Source organism: Variovorax sp. OK605, from assembly GCF_900115445.1.
Taxonomy (GTDB): Bacteria; Pseudomonadota; Gammaproteobacteria; order Burkholderiales; family Burkholderiaceae_C; genus Variovorax.
Map to the genome: position 1 here is coordinate 102,669 of NZ_FOWL01000001.1, position 17,789 is coordinate 120,457.

At 70.0% G+C, this 17,789-nt stretch carries 16 protein-coding genes; 12 read left to right on the forward strand and 4 right to left on the reverse strand.

All coding sequences use genetic code 11. From position 1 onward, the window contains the following. Positions 1-94: 94 nt before the first annotated feature. From BM013_RS00555 to fabG, 10 genes are read left to right on the forward strand one after another with little or no spacing between them, the layout of a single operon-like run. On the forward strand, positions 95-406 hold the full coding sequence (locus tag BM013_RS00555) for a phosphopantetheine-binding protein (RefSeq protein ID WP_093121496.1): 312 nt from the start codon (positions 95-97) through the stop codon (positions 404-406). 4 nt (positions 407-410) lie between these two features. After that, complete coding sequence (locus tag BM013_RS00560) at positions 411-1,055, forward strand: COG4648 family protein (protein WP_093121498.1); 645 nt, start codon at positions 411-413, stop codon at positions 1,053-1,055. A 16-nt stretch (positions 1,056-1,071) separates the two neighbouring features. Continuing rightward, positions 1,072-2,799: an ApeI family dehydratase gene (locus BM013_RS00565; RefSeq protein ID WP_177225395.1), complete on the forward strand. Its 1,728-nt coding sequence runs from the start codon at positions 1,072-1,074 to the stop codon at positions 2,797-2,799. Then, positions 2,799-3,821, forward strand: a complete 1,023-nt coding sequence (locus BM013_RS00570; RefSeq protein WP_093121500.1) for an acyl-CoA synthetase — start codon at positions 2,799-2,801, stop codon at positions 3,819-3,821. Before BM013_RS00565 ends, BM013_RS00570 begins: the two co-directional genes overlap by 1 nt. After that, positions 3,811-4,461 (forward strand): LolA-related protein, encoded by a 651-nt coding sequence (locus BM013_RS00575; protein WP_177225396.1) that lies wholly within the window; start codon positions 3,811-3,813, stop codon positions 4,459-4,461. Before BM013_RS00570 ends, BM013_RS00575 begins: the two co-directional genes overlap by 11 nt. Beyond that, a complete protein-coding gene (locus BM013_RS00580; protein WP_093121506.1) occupies positions 4,458-6,860 on the forward strand; it encodes an MMPL family transporter in 2,403 nt (800 codons plus the stop codon). Before BM013_RS00575 ends, BM013_RS00580 begins: the two co-directional genes overlap by 4 nt. Then, complete coding sequence (locus BM013_RS00585) at positions 6,860-7,705, forward strand: polysaccharide deacetylase family protein (RefSeq protein ID WP_093121508.1); 846 nt, start codon at positions 6,860-6,862, stop codon at positions 7,703-7,705. Before BM013_RS00580 ends, BM013_RS00585 begins: the two co-directional genes overlap by 1 nt. Then, positions 7,702-8,472 carry a class I SAM-dependent methyltransferase gene (locus BM013_RS00590; protein ID WP_093121511.1) on the forward strand — a complete coding sequence of 257 codons (771 nt, stop codon included), beginning with the start codon at positions 7,702-7,704 and terminating at the stop codon, positions 8,470-8,472. Before BM013_RS00585 ends, BM013_RS00590 begins: the two co-directional genes overlap by 4 nt. Next, positions 8,469-8,942, forward strand: coding sequence for a hotdog family protein (locus tag BM013_RS00595; protein ID WP_093121513.1), 474 nt, complete (start codon positions 8,469-8,471; stop codon positions 8,940-8,942). Before BM013_RS00590 ends, BM013_RS00595 begins: the two co-directional genes overlap by 4 nt. Next, complete coding sequence (gene fabG / locus BM013_RS00600; protein ID WP_093121516.1) at positions 8,939-9,670, forward strand: 3-oxoacyl-ACP reductase FabG; 732 nt, start codon at positions 8,939-8,941, stop codon at positions 9,668-9,670. Before BM013_RS00595 ends, fabG begins: the two co-directional genes overlap by 4 nt. 88 nt (positions 9,671-9,758) lie before the next feature. Here fabG and BM013_RS00605 read toward each other — a convergent pair whose 3' ends face one another. The 4 genes from BM013_RS00605 to BM013_RS00620 all read right to left on the reverse strand — a co-directional run bounded on the left by BM013_RS00605 (position 9,759) and on the right by BM013_RS00620 (position 13,029). Beyond that, positions 9,759-10,451, reverse strand: a complete 693-nt coding sequence (locus BM013_RS00605) for a P-loop NTPase family protein (RefSeq protein ID WP_093121520.1) — start codon at positions 10,449-10,451, stop codon at positions 9,759-9,761. Between the two features lie 105 nt (positions 10,452-10,556). Next, positions 10,557-11,849, reverse strand: a complete 1,293-nt coding sequence (locus BM013_RS00610; protein ID WP_093121523.1) for a type II toxin-antitoxin system HipA family toxin — start codon at positions 11,847-11,849, stop codon at positions 10,557-10,559. Continuing rightward, positions 11,846-12,169 carry a helix-turn-helix domain-containing protein gene (locus BM013_RS00615; protein ID WP_093121526.1) on the reverse strand — a complete coding sequence of 108 codons (324 nt, stop codon included), beginning with the start codon at positions 12,167-12,169 and terminating at the stop codon, positions 11,846-11,848. The genes BM013_RS00610 and BM013_RS00615 overlap by 4 nt, the downstream gene beginning before the upstream one ends. 101 nt (positions 12,170-12,270) lie before the next feature. Continuing rightward, a complete protein-coding gene (locus BM013_RS00620) occupies positions 12,271-13,029 on the reverse strand; it encodes a hypothetical protein (RefSeq protein WP_093121528.1) in 759 nt (252 codons plus the stop codon). Between the two features lie 114 nt (positions 13,030-13,143). On the opposite strand from BM013_RS00620, the gene smc reads away from it, so the two are divergent. Together smc and BM013_RS00630 are read left to right on the forward strand one after the other, a co-directional pair. After that, positions 13,144-16,659 (forward strand): chromosome segregation protein SMC, encoded by a 3,516-nt coding sequence (gene smc / locus BM013_RS00625; RefSeq protein WP_093121531.1) that lies wholly within the window; start codon positions 13,144-13,146, stop codon positions 16,657-16,659. Positions 16,660-16,672: 13 nt separating this feature from the next. Next, positions 16,673-17,776 carry a cell division protein ZipA C-terminal FtsZ-binding domain-containing protein gene (locus BM013_RS00630; RefSeq protein WP_093121533.1) on the forward strand — a complete coding sequence of 368 codons (1,104 nt, stop codon included), beginning with the start codon at positions 16,673-16,675 and terminating at the stop codon, positions 17,774-17,776. The last annotated feature ends 13 nt before the right edge of the window (positions 17,777-17,789 follow it).

Below are 17,789 nucleotides of genomic sequence, written 5' to 3' on the forward strand. Positions count from 1 at the left end.
CTCCGGGTCGTAGCGAAAGGGGCAGTCTAATCAAGCGGCACTCCTATAATCCACGGCCGCACGGTAGTTCAGGAAAAAGTTTCAGGAGGTTTTTTTGTCATCGACTGCTCAGCCCCCCATTCCCGCCTCTGGCGACGCATCCGAACAGTCGCCGATTGAAAAAGAGCTGGCCGTGTTGCTCGTGAACGCGCTCAATCTCGAAGTCGCGCCCGAAGACATCGTGCCGACCGACCCGCTCTACGGCGAAGGCCTGGGACTCGACTCGATCGACATCCTCGAAGTGGCGCTCGAAGTGTCGCGCCGCTACGGCTTCCAGCTGCGCTCGGACGATGAGCGCAACCAGCAGATCTTCCAGTCGCTGCGCACGCTCGCGACCCACGTCGCCCAGCATCGCGCCGCTACCTGATCCCATGTCTCGATGGCGAATAGCACTCCTGCTGGTGGTAGGGGTGGCTTATGCCGGCCTCTCTCACTGGATGACGGTGTTCCACCCCACGGCGCCCTGGGCGGTGGTGGTGTTGCTCGGCCCGCTCTGGCTGGCCGCCATGGGATTTGCCGCGAGCTGGTTCGGCCGGTGGGGCTTTGCCGCCGCGGCCGCGCTGGGCGTGGGCGGCTTCGCGCTCGTCTTCCTCGGTGAGGCCGGCGACCCGAACCGCCTGTACGTGATGCAGCACGTGGCGATCAATACCGCGCTGTGCGGTTGGTTCGGCTCCACGCTGCGCGGCCACGGCCTGCCGCTGATCACCCAGTTCGCGCAGCGCGTGCACCCGCTGAAGGGACACATGCTGGCCTACACCACGCAACTGACGCGCATCTGGACCGCGTTCTTCGCGCTGGTGGTGGTGGCGTCGATCGCCCTCTATTTCACCCGGCCGTTTTCCGACTGGTCGCTGTTCTCGAACGTGCTGTGCCCCGTGATGGTGGCGCTGCTGTTCGTGGGCGAGCACCTGGTGCGGTACCGGCTGCATCCCGAATTCGAACGCACGCGGCTGGTCGATGCCGTGCGCGCGTTCTACGGCACATCGTCGGTGGATTCCAGCGCCGGTGGCCGATGACACAGGCGTGGCCCGCGTGACGACAGATACCTCGACTTCGGAACCGGCCGGCTTCCTGGCATTGCTCGCCGAGCGCGACCCCGATGCCCCCCTGGCCTGGCGCGCGGGCGTGCCCGTGAGCACGCGGCAGTACCTGGCCGACGTGGCGCGCTTCGCGCCCACCCTGCCGGCGCAGGGGCCGGCCGTGAACCTGTGCGTCGACCGCTACGCCTTCGCCGTGAGCCTGGGCGCCGCGCTGGTGCGCGGCCATGCCAGCCTGCTGCCGCCCGACGCGCGGCCCGACACGCTGGCGCGCTTGGTCGAATCGGGCGGGCCGAACCTCTTCGCGCTGACCGACGATGCGAAGCTGCAGACCCCTGGCATGCAGCGCGTGCTGATCGAAGACCGCTCCAGCCTCGAAGGCGATGCCGGCGCCGCGGTGCCGCGCATCGACGGCGCCATGCATGCGGCCAGCCTGCTGACTTCGGGTTCCACCGGCGTGCCGCAGCCGCATGCCAAGACCTGGCGCACGCTGGTCGGCGACGTCGCGGTGGCGGTGAAGCGCCTGTGCCGCGTGCTCGAGCGGCCCACGCTCGAAGGCCTGACGCTGGTGGCGACCGTGCCGGTGCAGCACAGCTACGGCCTCGAGTCGTCGGCGCTGCTGGCCATGCTCGGCGGTGCCGCGTTCGAAAGCGGCCGGCCGTTCTTTCCGGCCGACGTGGCGCAGACGCTGGCCTCGGTGCCGCGCCCGCGCGCGCTGGTGACCACGCCGTTCCACCTGAAGACGCTGCTGCTGTCGGGCATCGCGCTGCCGCCGGTCGACCTCATCCTGTCGGCCACCGCGCCGCTGTCGCCGCAGCTCGCGCAACAGGCCGAGCAGGCCATGGGCGCCGTGCTGCTGGAGATCTACGGCAGCACCGAGTCGGGGCAGGTGGCCACCCGCCGCACCACCGACAGCGAGATCTGGGAAACCTTCGGCGAGATCAGCGTGCACGCCGAGCCCTCGGCCGACGGCGGCCCCGAGCGCTTCATCTTCCAGGGCGACTTCATGCCCGAGCCCACGCCCATGGCCGACGTGCTCGAGTTGCTCGACGAGCGCCGCTTCCGCCTGTTCGGCCGCGCCAACGACCTGATCCACGTGGCCGGGCGGCGCAGTTCGCTGGCGCACCTGAACTTTCATCTGAACAGCATTGCCGGCGTGGACGACGGCGCCTTCTGGCTGCCCGACGAGGTGGCCGACGGCGTGGTGCGGCCGGTGGCCTTCGTGGTCGCGCCCACGCTGAGCGCGGGCCAGATCATCGCGGCCCTGCGCCAGCGGCTGGAGCCGGTGTTCGTGCCGCGCCGCGTGGTGCAGGTCAAGGCGTTCCCGCGCGAAGGCACGGGCAAGCTCACCGTGCGGGCGCTGCGCGAGTTCGCGCTGGCGCAGCTCGCCGAGGACGACACGCCGGTGCAGATGGCGCACACCGTGCCCGCCGACCATCCCGTGTTTGCCGGGCATTTCCCGGGGCAGCCGCTGCTGCCGGGCGCGCTGGTGCTGGCCGAGGTGATGGAAGCCATTCGCCGCGTGCCGGCGCTCACCGCGCGCCTGGGCGCCAACCCGACGCTCGCCGCCGCCAAGTTCCTGGCGCCCGTGCGGCCCGGCAGCACCCTGTCGATCGAGCTGCAGCCGGAAGCCGGCGTCGCGCGCGGCGTGCGTTTCGACGTGCGCTGCGACGGCGTGGTGGCCGTCACCGGCCGCTGGACGGCCGTGCAAGATTCGGCGTGATGAAGCACACGCACGTCGAGACGCACGCCGTGAAAGAGGCGGCCCACACGAGCCAGGCGTCTCACCCGACCCCCAAAGGGGAGAGCGGCGACTGGGCCCGTGCGCCCGAGCGCAGCAACATGCTCGCGCTGCGCTTCATCGTGTTCATGGCGCTGTTCTTCGGGCGCCACGTCACGCGGCTGCTGCTGCCGCCGATCGCGCTGTACTTTCTCCTGTTCGCGCCGGCGCAGCGCCGCCACATCAAGCGGTACCTGTTCCGTGCCATCGGCCCGCGCGCGGGCTGGTTCGACGGTTTCCGCCTGCTGCACGCCTTTGCCTCGACCGTGCTGGACCGCGTGTACTTCCTGCGCGGGCGCATGGACCTGTTCGAGGTGAAGATCGAAGGCAACGAGCCGGTCGACGCCGAACTGGCGAGCGGGCGGGGTGCCTTCCTGCTCGGCGCGCACGTCGGCAGCTTCGAGGCGCTGGGCGCCTGCAAGCAGCAGACGCACCAGCGCGACATGCGCCTGGCGATGCTCATGTACCCGGACAACGCGCAGCGCATCACCGGCATCCTCAACGCCATTGCGGTGCCCGAACTGCGCCCGCACGTGATCGCGCTGGGCCGCCCGCACTCGATGCTCGACCTGCGCGACTGGCTCGACGGCGGCGGGATGGGCGGCATGCTGGCCGACCGAACGCTGCCGGGCAGCGAGGAGCAGCCCGCCCAGCAGCGCGGCAACAACATCGTGCTGCCGTTCCTCGGGCAGCCCGCCGTCTTCAACGACGGCCCGTTTCGCCTCGCGTCGCTGCTGCGCCGCAAGGTCTTCTTCATGGCGGGGCTTTATGGCGGAGGCGGGCGCTACGATGTCCGGTTCGACCCGCTGGCCGACTTCCGCGAGCGTGCCACCAGCCCCGAGGAGCGCGAAGCGCGCATCCGCGCGGCGGTGGAAGCCTACGTGGCGCGCCTGGAGGCGCTGTGCCGCGCGTACCCCTACAACTGGTTCAACTTTCATGATTTCTGGCTCGAAGATGCGGCTTGACTCGCTTGGCAAGGCATTCGTGCTGGCGCTGGCCCTGACGCTGGGCGCGGCACCGGCCTGGGCGGCCTTCGACCTGCCCGAACTGATGAGCCTGCTGGCCAAGCAGAAGAGCGGCGAGGCCCGCTTCACCGAACAACGCTTCGTGCACGGCCTCGAAGGCCCGCTCGACGCCAGCGGCACGCTGAGCTTCGACGCGCCCGACAAGCTGGTGCGCCGCACGCTGTCGCCGCGCATCGAGACCATGGCGGTCGAGGGCAACACGCTCACGCTGTCGCGCGGCGGCCGCAACCGCACGCTGGCACTCGACAGCATGCCCGAGCTGCTGGGCCTGGTCGAAGCCATGCGCGGCACGCTCACCGGTGACGGCGCCACGCTGCAGCGCTACTTCAAGAGCACGGTGACGGGCTCGCCGGCCAAGTGGACGCTCGACCTCGTGCCGCTGGACAGCCGGCTGGCCGCGCAGGTGCGCAGCATGCGCATCAGCGGCCGCGCGAGCGACGTGCTCGCGCTCGAGATGGAGTTCGTCGGCGGCGACCGCTCGTCGATGAACATCACGCCGGGCGCCGCACCGGCCGCAACGGCGCCGGCCGCACCGGCGGCCATGGCTCCGTCCGGCCCCCCCGGACGCACCACGCCGTGACGGCGCCGCAGACCGACGGCCCGCCGAGCTGGTCGCGCCGGGCGGTCGTGCTGCTGGCATGGCTGCTGGTGCTGCTGTGCGGCGCGGTGATCATCGCCCGCACGCAGATCGGCGCCGACCTCTCGGCCTTCCTGCCCAAGAGCCCCGACGTTCGCCAGCGCGTGCTCATCGAGCAGCTGCAAAGCGGCGTGGCCTCGCGCACGCTCATGCTGGGCATCGAGGGCGGCAGCACCGAGCAACGCGCGGCCGTGTCGCGCGCGGTGGCCAAGGACATGCGCGAGAGCAAGCTGTTCGACCTGGTCCAGAACGGCGACGTCAGCGACTGGAGCGACGCGGGCACCTGGGTGTTCCAGCACCGCTACCAGCTGTCGCCCGGCGTCACGCCCGGCCAGTTCAGCACCGAAGGCCTGCGCGACGCGATCAACGAAACCCTGTCGATGCTGGGCACCCCGGCCGGCAACGTCGTCAAGCCGTTCCTCGACCGCGATCCGACCGGCGAGACGCAGCGCATCGCCATGGAGCTGATGCCCGCGAGCGCGCCGCGCAGCGAAGACGGCGTGTGGATGTCGCGCAGCGCGCCGCGCGCGCTGATGATCGCCACCACGCGCGCCGCCGGCAGCGACCTCGACGCGCAGGCCGTGGCCATCGCCCGGGTGCATGCCGCCTACGAGGCCGCCGCGCGCGACATGGGCGCCGATGCCCCCAAGCTGCTGCTCAGCGGCCCGCCGGTGTTCTCGGTGATGAGCCGCGACAAGATCAAGACCGAAGCCATGCACCTCGCGGTGGTGGGCGGCATCGTGATGGGCTGCCTGCTGCTGCTGGCCTTCGCCTCACCGCGCGCGCTGGTCATCGCCTTCCTGCCGGTGGCCACGGGCGTGGTGATCGGCACGGCGAGCGTGAGCGTGGTGTTCGGTTCGGTGCACGGGCTCACGCTGGGCTTCGGCAGCACGCTGATCGGCGAGACGGTGGACTACGCCATCTATTACCTGATCCAGGCACGAGGCGCCGCCGTGGCCGGCACCGGCTGGCGCCGCTGGCGCGACCTGAACTGGCCCACCGTGCGGCTGGGCCTGCTGACTTCGGTGTGCGGCTTCGCGGCGCTGGTGTTCTCGGGCTTCCCGGGGCTGGCGCAGCTGGGCGTGTTCTCCATTGCCGGCCTGGTCTCGGCGGCGCTTGCCACCCGCTACGTGCTGCCGATGCTGGCACCCGACGGCGCCACCGGCATGGGCATGCGCAAGTACATGGCGCAGATGGCTGGCGCGCTGGTGCGCGGCCTGCCCAGCCTGCGCTGGCCGCTGGCCGCGCTCGGCGTGGCCGCGCTGGCGCTGGTGCTGTGGCAGGGCGGCCACCTGTGGCGCGCCGACCTTGGCGCGATGAGCCCGGTGCCCAAGGCCGCGCAACAGCTCGACGAAACGCTGCGCAACGACATCGGCGCCAGCGACGGCGGCGTGCTGGTCGTGGCCTACGGCAACGACGAACAGGCCGCGCTGCGCAACACCGAGGCCGCCGCGGCCCGGCTCGACGCGCTGGTGGACAAGGGCGAACTCGTCGGCTACGAAGCCGTCACCCGCGTGCTGCCGAGCATGCAGACGCAGGCGGCGCGCATCGCCAGCCTGCCGAATGCCGACACGCTGCGCGCCAACCTCGGCGAGGCCACCAAGGGCCTGCCGCTGCCGGCCTCGCGCCTCGGCCCCTTCCTGGACGACGTGGAAGCGGCGCGCAAGCTCGCGCCCGTGCAGCGCGCCGACCTGGCCGACGGGCCGCTGGGCTCGGTGCTCAACACGCTGATGTACCAGCGCCCCGGCGGCGGCTGGGGCACGCTGCTGGTGCTGCACCCGGGAGCCAAGTTCGACCAGGGCCGCCTCGAAGCCGCGCTGGCCGGGTTGCCCGAAGTGCAGGTGGTCGATGTCGGCCGCGAGCTCGCGGGGCTGTACCAGCGCTACCTGCACGAGGCTTTCGTGCAGGTGCTGCTCGGCGCGCTGGCCGTGGTGGTGCTGCTGGGCATCTACCTGCGCTCGTGGCGCCGGTTGGTGGCCGTGTGCCAGCCGCTGCTGTTCGCGGTGGTGCTCACGCTGGGCGGCATGGCCGTGCTGCAGGCGGCCCTGGGCATCCTGCACCTGGTGGGGCTGCTGCTGATCGTGGCGGTGGGCTCCAACTACGCGCTGTTCTTCGACCAGCTGCGCACCACGGGGCGTGCCGACGAAGACACGCTGGCGTCGCTGATGCTGGCCAACCTGACAACCGTGGTGTCGTTCGGGCTGATCGCGATCTCGGACATTCCGGCGCTGTCGTCCATCGGCCGCGTGGTGGCGCCGGGCGCCTTGCTGGCGCTGCTGTTGTCGGCGGCTTTTGCGCGGCGCGTGACGCCGCCGCAGGGTTCGCCGGCCCCGCGTGCCTGATGGGAAAATCCGCTTCCATGTCCACCGCATCCGCTTCGACCCGCACCGAATCCTGGCCCTGGCCGACGGCCATCCGCGCCAGCGCGGCGTGGCACGTCGCGGCCATCGGCGCGGGCGTGCTGGTGCCGGGCGCATGGCCCTGGGCCGTGGGCGCCATCGTGTTGAACCACGCGCTGATCACCGGCGCCGGCCTGACGCCGCGCAGCAACCTGCTGGGGCCGAACGTCACGCGGCTGCCCGAGGCGGCGGCGGCGCGGCGCGAAGTGGCGATCACCATCGACGACGGGCCGGAGCCCGAGGTCACGCCGCGCGTGCTCGACCTGCTCGACGCGCACGGCCAGCGCGCCACCTTCTTCTGCATTGCCGAGCGCGTGCTGGCGCACCCCGAGCTGGCGCGCGAGATCGTCGCGCGCGGCCACAGCATCCAGAACCACACGGCGCAGCACCGGCACAATTTTTCCTTTCTCGGACCACGCGGTTTCGCGGCCGAGATCGCGCGCGCACAGGACATCCTGAGCGACATCACCGGCCAGCGCCCGACCTGTTTCCGCGCGCCGGCCGGCCTGCGCAACCCCTTTCTCGAACCCGTGCTGCACCGCCTCGGCCTTTCGCTCGTGAGCTGGACGCGGCGCGGCTTCGACACGCGCGAAGGCGACGCCGCCAAGGTGATGGCGCGCCTGAGCCGCGACCTGCAGGCCCGCGACATCCTGTTGCTGCACGACGGCAACGCCGCGCGCACGGCCGAAGGACAACCCGTTTTGCTGGAGGTATTGCCCTTGTTGCTCGAACGCCTGCGCGCCGATGGACTGCGCGCTGTCACATTGCCCGAGGGCCTGAAAGCATGAGCGCCGTGATGTCGCCGTCGTCTTCGACGGACACCGCCTGGCGCGAGCTGCACGAGGCCGCGACCGTTCCCTACAAGAAAGGCGGCAGCTTCGCCTGGCACTTCGCGCGCGGCAAGCTGGGACGCGACCCGGTGTTTCGCGGGCTGCTCGAACGCGGGCTGATCGGTGCGCAGCACCGGCGCGTGGTCGACATCGGCTGCGGGCAGGGCCTGTTCGCGAGCCTGTTGGCGTCGATGAGCGTCATGCAGAAGCAGGGCCGCTGGCCGGCGTCGTGGGCCGCCACGCCGGAGCGCGCCGACTACACCGGCATCGAGCTGATGCCCAAGGACGTGGCGCGCGCCGAAGCCTCCATCGGCCATCTGCTGCCCGCGCCCCGGCTGCTCTGCGCCGACATGTGCTCGGCGAACCTGCCCGACTGCGACCTCGTCGTGATCCTCGACGTGCTGCACTACGTGGACCTCGAGGCGCAGGAAGGCGTGCTCGTGCGGGTGCGCGACGCGCTGCGCCGCGGCGGCAACCCGCAGGCGCGGCTGCTGCTGCGCGTGGGCGATGCGTCGAGCCGCCGCGGCTTTGCGATCAGCCAGTGGGTCGACCGCACCGTCACGCGCATTCGCGGCCACAAGGTTTCGCCGACCTGGGGCCGCCCGCTGGCCGAATGGACCGCGCTGCTGCAGCGCCTGGGATTCCGCGTGCAGAGCATGCCGATGAGCGAAGGCACGCCCTTTGCCAACGTGCTGCTGGTGGCCGACCTGGACCCCGCCGCATGACCGCGCCGCAGACGCTCGACCGCGACGGCATCGCCCGGCGCATTCCGCACAGCGGCAGCATGTGCCTGCTGGAGCGGCTCGAAAGCTGGGACGCCGACGCCATCCATTGCAGCACCACCACGCACGCGCAGGCCGACAACCCGCTGCGCACCGAAAGCGGCCTGCTCGCGCCCAACGCCGTGGAGTACGCGGCGCAGGCGATGGCGCTGCACGGCGGGCTGCTGGCCGCGGAGGGCAGCACGCCTTCGGCCGGCTTTTTGGCGAGCGCGCGCAACGTCAAGCTGGCGGTAGCGCGGCTGGACGACGTGCCCGGCGCGCTGCAGGTGCGCGCCCAGCGCCTGTCGGGCGACGACCGCCAGATTCTTTATGCGTTCACGGTGACGGCCGACGACAGCCGCGTGCTGGCCGAAGGCCGTGCCGTGGTCGTCCTCAACACGCCGCTGGCCACAGAAAGCACCCCATCGCCATGAGTCTCGAAGGAAAACGCGCACTGATCACCGGCGCGAGCGGCGCGCTCGGCGCGGCCATGGCGCAACGCCTGGCGCGCGATGGCGCCACGGTGCTGCTGCACGCGAATTCGCGGCCCGAGGCCGTCGAGCAATTGGCCGCGTCGATCGCGGCGGCGGGCGGCAAGGCGGAATGCCATGTGTTCGACCTGTGCAGCGACGAGGCCTGCGCGGCCGCCACCGCGCGCATCCTGGAAGCCGGGCCGGTGCAGATCCTGGTCAACAACGCGGGTGTGCACGACGACGCCGTGCTGCCCGGCATGCGCGCTGCGCAATGGCACAAGGTGATCGACGTGTCGCTCAACGGCTTCTTCCGCGTCACGCAGCCGTTGCTGCTGCCGATGATGCGCACGCGCTGGGGCCGCATCCTGAACATCTCGTCCGTGGCCGCGATCGCGGGCAACAAGGGGCAGGTGAACTATGCCGCGGCCAAGGGCGCGCTGAACAGCGCGACCAAGGCGCTGTCGCTCGAGGTGGCGTCGCGCGGCGTCACGGTGAATGCGATCGCACCCGGGATCATCGCGTCGCCGATGGCGGACGCCGTGTTCGACCCGGCGGTCATCAACCAGATGGTGCCGGTGAAGCGCGCCGGTACGCCGCAGGAAGTGGCCGCGCTGGCCGCATTCCTGGCGAGCGACGAGGCCGCCTACATCACGGGGCAGGTCATCTCGATCAACGGCGGGATGATTTGAGTTGCTCCCTCTCCCGCCGGGAGAGGTAGAAGGTGAGGGTGAGGGCCGCCGGCGTCAACGCCGCGCCGGGCCTCGAAGATTCACAGCGTCACAACGGCAAGGTATCGAACGCCGCGTAGGCCGTGGCCAGCCACGACTTCACGCGCTGGCGCTCCAGCAGTCCCAGGGCATGCGCGCCTTCGCGGTCGTTCACGGCCTTCCAGAAGCTCGTGTTCTGCGCATCGATCTTGCGCATGCTCGCGTCGTGCAGGCGCGGCAGGGCGATCACGCGCGCCCCGTTCGCCGTCGCCTTGGAGAGCGACTGCGAGCCCAGCAGCATGCCGAAGTCGCTGCCGCGGCCATAGTTCTGCACCACGATGTAGTTGGGCCGGTTGCCGAAGGTGTCGATCAGCGTGCCGAGCAGGTCGGTCGAGTCCTTGCCGTCGTCCAGAACGTGCCAGAAGTTGACCGTGACGCCGATCTCGGCGAACACGTCGAACAGGTCCGATTCCTTGATCCAGCGCGACAGCGGCGCCAGCGTCTGCGCCGCGAGGTCGACGATCACGCTTTGCTGCGGGTTGGTCTCGAAGCCGTTGACCACGGTGTCGAGGCCTTCGAAGCTGTCGACCACCACGGGCGAGGCGAAGCCTTCGTAGAAGCGCGTGAACGAGCTGTGCGAGCGGTCGGTGTCGAAGCCCACGAACGGCCGGCTGTGGTCGATGAAGTATTGCGCCAGCACGCGTGCCGTGACCGACTTGCCGACACCGCCTTTTTCGCCGCCGATGAAATTGATGGAGCTCATGAGTTGCTGCTGCCTCGAATGGGTTGAGGGGTGGAGGGCCGGATCATTCTAGGGGTGTGATTTTTCGGATGCGCCTTGATCAGGCTTCGATCGGGCTTCAATGGGTTATTTGCCCCGCTTGCGCATCGATTGCAGCAAGGGATGTGCCTGCAAGCGCTGCTGCAGCCGTTTCTTCCAGGGCGCGGGCAGGGTCGAGGCGTCGATCATCGCGGGCCACTTTTCGCGTGCGAGCCGCGCGGTGTCCGCGACGATGCGGCGCACCAGCGGCTCGTGCAGCCCGGTCGAGAAACAGAAGGCGCGCATGTTGGCCGGCGTGAACAGGGCCACCCGCCTGGCCGTGCTGGAAGCGGCGGGCAGCAGCGGCAGCGCGTGGCCTTCGACCCCTTGCAAAGCGGCATAGGCCACGATGTCATAGGCCGGCGCCAAGCGCGGCGCGACGCCGTCGGGATACAGCACCCCGAAATTCTTCAGGTGGGCGTCGGGGTTGCCGAGCAGGTCGTTCACCACGAGCCGCCGCACGAGTTCGAGCACCGCTTCGTCGCCCAGCGACGGGAAGGCGCGCATGGCCAGTGCCATGTCGAGGTAGCTCGCGCCGTACTTGCGCATCGGGTCGATCGCCAGCACCTGCGCGAAGTCTTCGAAGTGGATGCGGCGCGCGCCGTCGCGGTCGAAGCGCGTGACCGCCAGGAATTCGGGCTCGTCGGGCAGCGCATAGCTGTGCTCCGCGGCAATGGCCGACAGCGGGGCGAGTTCGGCATGGCACACCTCGACGCCCGCCGCGCCCGCCATCTGCAGCGACAGCATCTCGAGCTGCGGCATGTGCGGCCGCCCGGCCACCGGCAGCTTGGCGATGACGCGCGTGCTGGCGCCGGCACGCGTGCGCGCCACGTAGCGCCCACCCTGGCGGCGCAGGCCGAGCTTGGGCTGCACGCCCGACACCGAGATGCCCTGCGGCAGCGGCAGCTCGACCACCGACATCTCCAGCGCGTCCTGGTCCTGCGTGATGAGCCGTTGCAGCGTGCCGCGGTCGACCGTCACCGGCCTGGCGCTCACCGCGCCGGGCAGGTCGCCGCCGCAGGCCGCGAGCAGTTCGAAATGGTCGTTCTCCAGGCAGCCGCGCAACTGCGCGATGTGGCTGCGCAGCACGCCCTCGGGCAGCAGGTTCTGGAAGAAGCTGGGCAACTGGCCGCCCTGGGCGTTGAACAGCGGGTTCTTGACGTCGCTCCACAACGCCGACTGGGCCGCCGGGTCGCTCGCCACCATGGAGAGCGACAGCACGTCGGCCGGCGGGTTGGCGACCAGCTCGGGTTCGGCGACGAAGCGGCACAGGTCGGCGTACTGGAACAGCTTGCCGAAGCGCCTGGCGCCAAGCGCGATCTCGAGGATCTTGACGTTCATGACGAGGACGGCGGGGGACGCCGCTTGGCGTACGGCGGGGAGGGCGCCTGCGCCACCGCATGGCCGATGCGCGTGGTCACCGGGCGGTAGCCGGGGTCGGTGGCCGTGGTTTCGCCGAAGCCCTTGGGCGCGAGCTGCAGCTCGAGCCCGAGCGCGTCGACCAGCGCCAGCAGCGACGACAGCTGCGGGTTGCCGCGCAGGCTCAAGGCGTTGCGCACCGAACGCTCGGTGAGCCCCGAGCGCAGCGCGATCTCGGCATTCGAGATGCCGGCGGCCTCGCGGCGCGCGGTCAGGGCGGTGATGAGGGCTTGCTTGTCCACGGAAATATATTACCGCAAATGGCAATTTCGGAAATAGCTTTCCGCAACTGACAGTGTGCCATTTCGCTTCGCGCGGGCTTCACGGACTCACGGGCCCGGGCTTACTTGGGCACCAGCGTGAAGAAGGGCATGACCACGCCCATCACCCAGTTCTGCCCGAAGTCGAGCGCCGCGCGGCGGTATTTCTCGTCGGCCTGCGCGGCCAGCAGGTCGAGCCGCGCCACCACCTTCGACAGTTCGCGGTCGGCCACGAGGTTGCGGCCGCGGTCGCTGATCTCGGTGGCCAGCAGCAGCGGCTGGCCGTCGGGGCCGGTCTTGGAGGAGATGAGCCAGAGCGAAATCTCGAAGTTGCGCGCGGCCCGGAAGCTGTTCTCGGCGTTCACGCCGTCGACCATGGTCTGGTCCCAGGTGTCGCCGTTGGCCTGCTTGAGCATGCTGGTCCAGCCGTATACCAGCGCGGCCACGCGGTCGCCCTGGTAGCCCTGCGGGCCGGTGTCGAAGGCCAGGCGGATCGCGTCGATGCCGGTGGCGCCCTTGAGTTCGGGCAGCGGCGGGCCCTTGAGCACGGCGTCCCAGGCGCGCTGGGTGGCTTCGTCCATGCTGGCGGCCGACTTGCGCCATTCGCGCGGGTTGCGCTTGTACAGCGTGCTCTGCACGCGCCGCACCGACTGCAGGTTGTCGCGCAACGACAGGTTGGCGATGCGGTTGGCGCCGGATTGCAGCCACTCCTGGTTGTTGTAGGGCTCGGCACGCTGGGTGTCGTGCATCGACGAGCAGCCTGCAAGACCGAGCAGCGCAGCCATGCCCGCCAGCAGGCAGCCACGTCGAATGGCGAGGGGAGAAACCGGGGAATCGCTCATGCCCTGACGTTATCATCCACGGCTGGGGCGGCGGCCTGCTGCAAGCTGCAGGCCCGTGCAATTTTCCTTACAAATCAATACCTTGGCGCTACAGCCAAGCCAGGCCGACAAGTCGTGCGTCTTAATTCCATCAAGCTCTCGGGCTTCAAGTCGTTCGCCGAACCCACCAACTTCCTGCTGCCGGGGCAACTGGTCGGGGTGGTCGGGCCCAACGGTTGCGGCAAGTCGAACATCATGGATGCGGTTCGCTGGGTGCTCGGCGAATCGCGCGCGTCGGAGCTGCGCGGCGAGTCGATGCAGGACGTGATCTTCAACGGCACGACCACGCGCAAGCAGGCCAGCCGCTCGAGCGTGGAACTGGTGTTCGACAACGCCGACCACCGCGCCGGTGGCCAGTGGAACCAGTTCAACGAAATCGCGGTGCGCCGCGTGCTCACGCGCGACGGCACGAGCAGCTACTACATCAACAACCAGCCGGTGCGCCGGCGCGACGTGCAGGACGTGTTCCTGGGCACGGGCCTCGGCCCGCGGGCCTACGCCATCATCGGCCAGGGCACGATCAGCCGGATCATCGAATCGAAGCCCGAAGAGCTGCGCCTGTTCCTGGAAGAAGCCGCGGGCGTCTCCAAGTACAAGGAGCGCCGCCGCGAAACCGAGAACCGCCTGGGCGACACGCGCGAGAACCTCACGCGGGTCGAGGACATTCTTCGCGAGCTCAACGCCAACCTCGAGAAGCTCGAGAAGCAGGCCGAGGTGGCCGCGCGCTACAACACGCTGCAGGGCGACGCCACGAAGAAGCAGCACCAGCTGTGGTTTCTGAAGCGCAGCGAAAGCAACGCCGACCAGGCCAAGATCAAGAACGACTCCGAGAAGGCCATCAACGACCTGGAGTCGCGCACGGCCGACCTGCGCCACATCGAAGCCGAGCTCGAAACCGTGCGCCAGGCCCACTACGGCGCCGGCGACACCGTCAACCAGGCGCAGGGCAAGCTCTACGAGGCCAGCGCCGAAGTCGGCCGCCTCGAGGGCGAGATCCGCTTCGTGGTCGAGGGCCGCCAGCGCGTCGAACAGCGCCTGGTGCAGTTGCGCGAGCAGATGGGCCAGTGGGGCCGCCGCCGCGAGGAAGCCGAAGCCGAGATCGAGACGCTGGCCGGTGCCGGCGTGGACGCCGAGGAGCAGGCCATTCTGCTGGCCGCGCAGCTCGAGGAACACGACGCGCGCATGCCCGATCTGGAAGAGGCCGTGCAGCGCGCCCAGGACGAGGCCAACGCCCAGCGCACGACCGTGTCGCAGGTGCAGCAGCAGATCCAGGTGCTGGCCGCCGACCAGCGCAACATCGAGGAACAAAGCCGCCAGCTCACGCAGCGCAGCGAACGCCTGCGCGCCGACCAGAACGCGCTGGCCGCGCCCGACGAAGCCCGCCTGCTCGACATGCAGGAGCAGCACGCCGCCGCGCAGGAGGCCGCCAGCGAAGCCGATGCGCGCCTGCAGGAACTGCAGGAAACCGTGCCGCAGCTCGACGACGACCGCCGCACGAAGCAGCAGGCCGTCAACACCGAAGGCGCGCGCCATGCCGAGTTCTCGGCCCGCCTCGAAGCGCTGCGCGCGCTGCAGGAAAAGGTCAAGACCGACGGCAAGCTCGCGCCCTGGCTCGCCAAGCACGGCCTGGACGGCCTGCAGGGCCTGTGGAGCCGCATCCACATCGAGCAGGGCTGGGAGAGCGCGCTCGAATCCGCGCTGCGCGAACGCCTGGGCGCGCTCGAGGTCAGCCGCCTGGAGATGGTGCGTGCCTTCGGCAACGACGCGCCGCCCGCCAAGCTCGCTTTCTACAGCCCGCCCGCTGCCGGCGTGCCCGAAGGCACGGCCGCGCTGCCGCGCCTGTCGGCCCTGCTGCGGCTGAACGACGCCGGCCAGCAGGCCCTGCTGACCGACTGGCTGCACGGCTGCTACACCGCCGCGAGCTTCGAGGAGGCACTGGCCGCGCGTGCCACGCTGCAGCCCGGTGAAATGATCTACGTGCAGAGCGGCCATGCCGTCTCCGCGCACAGCGTCAACTTCTACGCACCCGATTCCGAACAGGCCGGCCTGCTGGCCCGCCAGCAGGAAATGGAAAACCTGGAGCGCCAGCTGCGCGCCCAGACGCTCATCAACGAAGAAGCGCGCACCGCGCTGATCCGCGCCGAGGCCGCCTACGGCGACGCCGCGCAACGCCTGGTGACCGCACGCCGCGAGGCCGCCGAAACCCAATCGCGCGCGCACGAGCTGCAGGTCGAGACGCTGCGCATGACGCAGCTGGCCGAACAGACCCGCGCCCGCAGCGAGCAACTGGCCAACGACCTCGGCGAGGTCGACGCCCAGCTCGAGGAACTGCAGGAGCGCCGCATGGCCGCCGAAGGCCGTTTCGAAGAGCTCGACATGCAACTGGCCGACAGCCAGGAGCGCCATGCACAGCTCGACGAGCGCGTCATCGACGCCGGACGCGCGCTGAACGCGAGCCGCGAACAGCACCGCAGCCTCGAGCGTCAGGCGCAGGAAGCCACCTTCTCGCAGCGCACGCTCGAAGCCCGCCGGGGCGAGCTGAACCGCTCCATCGAAACCGCGGCGCAGCAGGTGGTGTCGCTCACCGACGAAGACGAGCGTGCCCGCGCCGAACTGGGCCGGCTCTCCGACGCCGCCGCGCAAGCCGGCCTGCAGGACGCGCTGGCGCTCAAGCTCGAACGCGAAGCCGCGCTGGGCTCGGCGCGCAGCCAGTACGACGACCTCACGCTCAAGCTGCGCGCCAGCGACGAGCGCCGCCTGCAGCTCGAGCGCGAACTCGATCCGCTGCGCCAGCGCATCACCGAATTCCAGCTCAAGGAACAGGCCGCGCGCCTGGGCGTGGAGCAATACCAGCAACTGCTGGACGACGCCGGTGCCGACCTCGAGGCCATCGAGCAGTCGATCGAGACCGACAAGGTCAAGCTCACGGGCCTGCAAAGCGAAATCGACCGCCTCAACCGCGAAGTGGTCGCGCTCGGCGCGGTGAACCTGGCCGCGCTCGACGAACTGGCCATTGCCAGCGAGCGCAAGACCTTCCTCGACGCACAGTCGGCCGACCTGAACGAAGCCATCGGCACGCTCGAAGACGCCATCCGCAAGATCGACGGCGAAACGCGCGAACTGCTGGGCGGCACCTTCAAGATCGTCAACGACCACTTCAGCCGCATGTTCCCGGAGCTCTTCGGCGGCGGCAATGCCAAGCTGATGATGACGGGCGACGAGATCCTCGACTCCGGCGTGCAGGTGATGGCGCAGCCACCCGGCAAGAAGAACCAGACCATCCACCTGCTGTCGGGCGGCGAGAAGGCGCTCACGGCCATTGCGCTCGTGTTCGCGATCTTCCAGCTCAACCCGGCGCCTTTCTGCCTGCTCGACGAAGTGGACGCGCCGCTGGACGACGCGAACACCGAGCGCTATGCCAAACTCGTGACCGCCATGAGCCGCGAAACCCAGTTCCTCTTCATCAGCCACAACAAGATCGCCATGGAAATGGCCGAGCAACTGATCGGCGTGACGATGCAGGAGCAGGGCGTGTCGCGCATCGTGGCGGTCGACATGGAGTCGGCGGTCTCGATGGTCGAAGCCGCTTGAGCCGCGCGGCACCATGAGCAATCTCACCCTTGCCCTGGCCATCCTCGGTGGCCTCGTTCTCGCGGCCGTCGTCGCCTTCAACACGCTGATGTCGCGCCGCAACGCGCCGCGCCAGCCCGACGCGGTCGACATCGCGCTGGACGAAGCCGAGCGCGCCATGTCGGCGTCGGGCGGCGACGGGGAGCCGCGGCTGCACGTCGACCCGAACCAGGTCTCGAGCGCCGACCGCCACGAACCCCTGTTCGACCCCGACCTGCCGGCACCCAGTGGCGTGCCCGTGCCCACGGGCGACCGTCGCGGCGGGCTCGACCCGCTGATCGACGTGATCGCGCCCATCTCGCTCGACGGCCTGGCCTCGGGCGACGCCGCCATCGCCGCCATGCCGCCGACCCGGCGCGCGGGCAGCAAGCCGGTGGCCATCGAAGGCCTGAACGAACACAACGGCCAGTGGGAGCCGCCCGTGGCCGGCCAGCGCTACAGCGCGTTCCAGGTCGGCGTGCAGCTGGCCAACCGCACCGGCGCGCTCAACGAGATCGAATACTCCGAGTTCGTGGTCAAGGCGCAGGCCTTTGCCGACGCCGTGAACGGCGCACCCGAATTCCCCGAGATGCTCGACGAAGTGGCGCGTGCCCGCGAGCTCGACCAGTTCGCCAGTGCGCATGACGCGCAACTGGGCTTCGTGCTGCGCGCGCTGCATGCGGCCTGGAGCCCCGGCTACGTGCAGCAGAACGCCGCGCGGCTGGGCTTCGTGGCCGGCATCATTCCGGGGCGCATGGTGCTGCCGACCAGCGAGGCCGGCCTGCCGCCGATCCTTGGGCTGGCCTTCGACACGCAGGCCGCGCTGGCCGACGACCCGGCCCAGTCGGCCATCCGCGAGCTCAGCCTGAGCCTGGACGTGCCGCAGGTCGACCGCGGCGAGCAGCCCTTCGACCGCATGCGCGAGATCGCCGCCACGCTGGCGCGCGAAATGGACGGCGTGGTCACCGACAGCGACGGCCAGCTGCTGCGCGAGGAGACCATGGACGTCATCGGCACCGACCTCGAGCAGCTCTACGACACGCTCGACGCGCGCGACCTGGCGGCGGGCTCGCCGCTGGCACGGCGCCTCTTCAGCTAACTCCGATTTTCGG

Bases quoted from the DNA above. Each gene is read 5' to 3' on its own strand.
- fabG (WP_093121516.1), top strand. From the start codon at position 8,939: ATGAGTCTCGAAGGAAAACGCGCACTGATCACCGGCGCGAGCGGCGCG.
- BM013_RS00630 (WP_093121533.1), top strand. From the start codon at position 16,673: ATGAGCAATCTCACCCTTGCCCTGGCCATCCTCGGTGGCCTCGTTCTC.
- BM013_RS00595 (WP_093121513.1), top strand. From the start codon at position 8,469: ATGACCGCGCCGCAGACGCTCGACCGCGACGGCATCGCCCGGCGCATT.
- BM013_RS00605 (WP_093121520.1), bottom strand. From the start codon at position 10,451: ATGAGCTCCATCAATTTCATCGGCGGCGAAAAAGGCGGTGTCGGCAAG.
- BM013_RS00590 (WP_093121511.1), top strand. From the start codon at position 7,702: ATGAGCGCCGTGATGTCGCCGTCGTCTTCGACGGACACCGCCTGGCGC.
- BM013_RS00585 (WP_093121508.1), top strand. From the start codon at position 6,860: ATGGGAAAATCCGCTTCCATGTCCACCGCATCCGCTTCGACCCGCACC.
- BM013_RS00610 (WP_093121523.1), bottom strand. From the start codon at position 11,849: ATGAACGTCAAGATCCTCGAGATCGCGCTTGGCGCCAGGCGCTTCGGC.
- BM013_RS00620 (WP_093121528.1), bottom strand. From the start codon at position 13,029: ATGAGCGATTCCCCGGTTTCTCCCCTCGCCATTCGACGTGGCTGCCTG.
- BM013_RS00560 (WP_093121498.1), top strand. From the start codon at position 411: ATGTCTCGATGGCGAATAGCACTCCTGCTGGTGGTAGGGGTGGCTTAT.
- BM013_RS00575 (WP_177225396.1), top strand. From the start codon at position 3,811: ATGCGGCTTGACTCGCTTGGCAAGGCATTCGTGCTGGCGCTGGCCCTG.
- BM013_RS00570 (WP_093121500.1), top strand. From the start codon at position 2,799: ATGAAGCACACGCACGTCGAGACGCACGCCGTGAAAGAGGCGGCCCAC.